Source organism: Euzebya sp., from assembly GCF_964222135.1.
Lineage (GTDB): Bacteria > Actinomycetota > Nitriliruptoria > Euzebyales > Euzebyaceae > Euzebya.
The window spans coordinates 1-2,425 of sequence record NZ_CAXQBR010000110.1 but is presented as its reverse complement, the minus strand read 5'-3'; the positions used below and the strand labels follow the sequence as shown (position 1 = coordinate 2,425).

4 protein-coding genes are annotated in these 2,425 nt (G+C 71.7%); 2 read left to right on the top strand and 2 right to left on the bottom strand.

Annotation, left to right across the window (positions count from 1 at the left end):
• The coding region (locus ACEQ2X_RS24275) for a HAMP domain-containing protein (RefSeq protein ID WP_370328481.1) at positions 1–905 on the bottom strand (905 nt) is incomplete at its 3' end.
• Complete coding sequence (locus tag ACEQ2X_RS24270) at positions 892–1,590, bottom strand: response regulator transcription factor (RefSeq protein WP_370328480.1); 699 nt, start codon at positions 1,588–1,590, stop codon at positions 892–894. The genes ACEQ2X_RS24275 and ACEQ2X_RS24270, both read right to left, overlap by 14 nt.
• A 112-nt stretch (positions 1,591–1,702) precedes the next feature.
• On the opposite strand from ACEQ2X_RS24270, the gene ACEQ2X_RS24265 reads away from it, so the two are divergent.
• Together ACEQ2X_RS24265 and ACEQ2X_RS24260 are read left to right on the top strand one after the other, a co-directional pair.
• Entirely contained in the window at positions 1,703–1,948 is a 246-nt protein-coding gene (locus ACEQ2X_RS24265; protein WP_370328479.1) for a hypothetical protein, read from the top strand.
• On the top strand, positions 1,945–2,425 hold a 481-nt coding region (locus ACEQ2X_RS24260), incomplete at its 3' end, for a PCYCGC motif-containing (lipo)protein (RefSeq protein ID WP_370328477.1). The genes ACEQ2X_RS24265 and ACEQ2X_RS24260, both read left to right, overlap by 4 nt.

The following is a 2,425-nucleotide window of genomic DNA, read 5'->3' as shown; positions in this document are numbered from 1 at the left end:
CGCGCGGCGTCGGCTGCGGCGAGGGTCTCCAGATCGCCGACAAGGCGGGTGAGCCGGACGATCTCGTCGTGGAGGGAGGCGAGCGCGGCGTCGTCGGGTTGGGTGACGCCGTCGAGGAGGGCTTCGGTCTCCCCGTGGAGGATTGCCAGGGGTGTGCGGAGCTCGTGGGCGATGTCGGCGACCATCTGCCGGTGCGCCCGTGCGGTGGTCTCCAGGCGATCGGCCATATCGTCGAAGGTGTGGGCAAGCACGCCCAACTCGCCGGGCGCAGCCACGTCTGCCCTGGCGGTGGTGTTCCCGGCGGCGAGCCTGGATGCGGCGTCGGTCAAGGCGGTGACCGGTCGGGTCAGTCGACGAGCCACGACCACCGCGACGCCGAGGGCGACGGCTGTGGCCAGGAGTGTGCCGATCACCGCGGTGCGCCACAGCGCGGAGCGCAGCTGATCCGTCGGTCCGCCGTGCGCGGTGGGGAACGTCAGCGACACGGTCCCGACCCCCTCCCCGTCGACGACCACGTCGGCCGTGAACGGGCGGCCGCGCGGCTGCTCGACGGTGGCCACTCCGTGCATGGCCGCCATCATCTCCGCCAACTGGTCGGTGGGCGCGGCGACCACCTCACCGTCGGGGCCGGTGACGACCAGGCGGGCTTCGGCGCTGGCGGCGACCGCGGCGGTGGTGTCGAGGTCGGCGTCGGTCCAGCCGCCTGCGTCGGCGTGGGCGCGGGCGGCTGCAGCCGCTGCGGAGTCGGTCGCGATGCGGTGCTCGCGGTCGAGCAGCTGTCGTGTCTCGGCGTCGGTGGCGACGACGATCAGCACCGCCAGGACCACGACGGCGGCGATGGCGACGGTGACGAACGCCGCGGCCAGGCGCAGCGCGAGGGAACCCCGGCGACTAGCGGGGGTCACGGGACAATCCGAAGCGGTAGCCGACGCCGACCACGGTGGTCACCAGCTGCGGGTTGGTCGCATCGCGTTCGATCTTCCGGCGGAGGTTCTTCACGTGGCTGTCGACGGTGCGCTCGTACCCGTCGAACTCATGTCCCCTGATCCGGTTGATCAACTCGAAGCGGCTGAAGACCCGACCGGGAGACGCGGACAGGGCGGTGAGGAGGGTCCACTCGGTCGGGGTGAGCTCCACGACGGCGTCGTCGACGACCACTTCGCGTCGGTCGACGTCGATGACGACCCGTCCCTCACCGAAGCTGGTGGTGGTGTCGCCGTCCGCTGCACCTGAGCGGCGCAGGATGGCCTGCACCCGGAGGACGAGCTCCCGTGGGCTGAACGGCTTGGTCAGGTAGTCGTCGGCCCCGAGCTCGAGCCCCGCGATCCGGTCGGCCTCGCCAGCTTTGGCCGTGAGGATCAGGATCGGCGTGGCCGACGTGCGGCGGACCTCCGCGGCCACGGTCCCCCCGGCGATGTCCGGCAGGCCGAGGTCCAGGACGATCAGGTCGGGGGAGGCTTCGGCGTGGAGGGTCAGCGCCTCGGCGCCCGACCCGGTCGACACCACCAGCAGCCCGGCGCGCTCGAGGTAGCTGCGCACCAGGTTGCGGATCTTCGACTCGTCCTCGACCAGCAGCACGGTGGATGCCATCACCCACGAGCATCCCGCGCCGCTGCCGTCCCTGCACGTGGCGCAGACCGAAGACACCGCGGCTGCGCCGCATCTCCACACCTTCTCCACACCGCACGCCGACAGTGCCGGCATGCACAAGAACCACCTCATCGGCTGTGGCGTCGGGATCGCCATCGCGCTCGCGGTCGTGGCGCTGTCCGGTGGCGCCGCGGGCAGCATCGGCGTCCTCGCAGCTGTGCTGATATGCCCCATCGTCATGGGCGGCGCTCTGTGGTGGCTGGCCCGGCCTGACGCCACCACCCGACCCGAACCCGCCCGACCGGCGCGCCCTCGGACCGACACCGACACCGCCGACACCCTGGAGCGGCTCCGATGATCACCGAACCGGACACCGTTCCCGACGACGCGAGATCATCATCGGCTCGCCTGCGCGTCATCGCGGGTCTCGTGGCGCTGGTGACGGTGGTCGCCGTCGGGATCGTGTTGACGACCGGGCTGACTGCCGTCGTCGACCCTCCGACCTCGGCCACCGCTGCGGCGCCCATGGCCCGCATCTCCCCTGACGGGGTGCTGGACCTCACCAGCGTCGACGACGCGATGGCCGAGCGGTACCGCCACGCCGCTGAGCACACCGACGCCTACGACCACGTCCGCTGCTACTGCGGTTGTGAGGCGGCGTTCGACCACACCAAGCTGACCGACTGCTTCGTCCGGGCCGACGGGGGCTGGGAAGCCCACGGAGCCGGATGTGGCATCTGCATCGCCGAAGCCGACGCCGTCCGCGACCACCTCGACGCCGGCACCCCCCTCCCCGACATCGTCGAGGACATCGACGACCGCTTCGGACCCTCCA

Bases quoted from the DNA above. Each gene is read 5' to 3' on its own strand.
- ACEQ2X_RS24270 (WP_370328480.1), bottom strand. From the start codon at position 1,590: ATGGCATCCACCGTGCTGCTGGTCGAGGACGAGTCGAAGATCCGCAAC.
- ACEQ2X_RS24265 (WP_370328479.1), top strand. From the start codon at position 1,703: ATGCACAAGAACCACCTCATCGGCTGTGGCGTCGGGATCGCCATCGCG.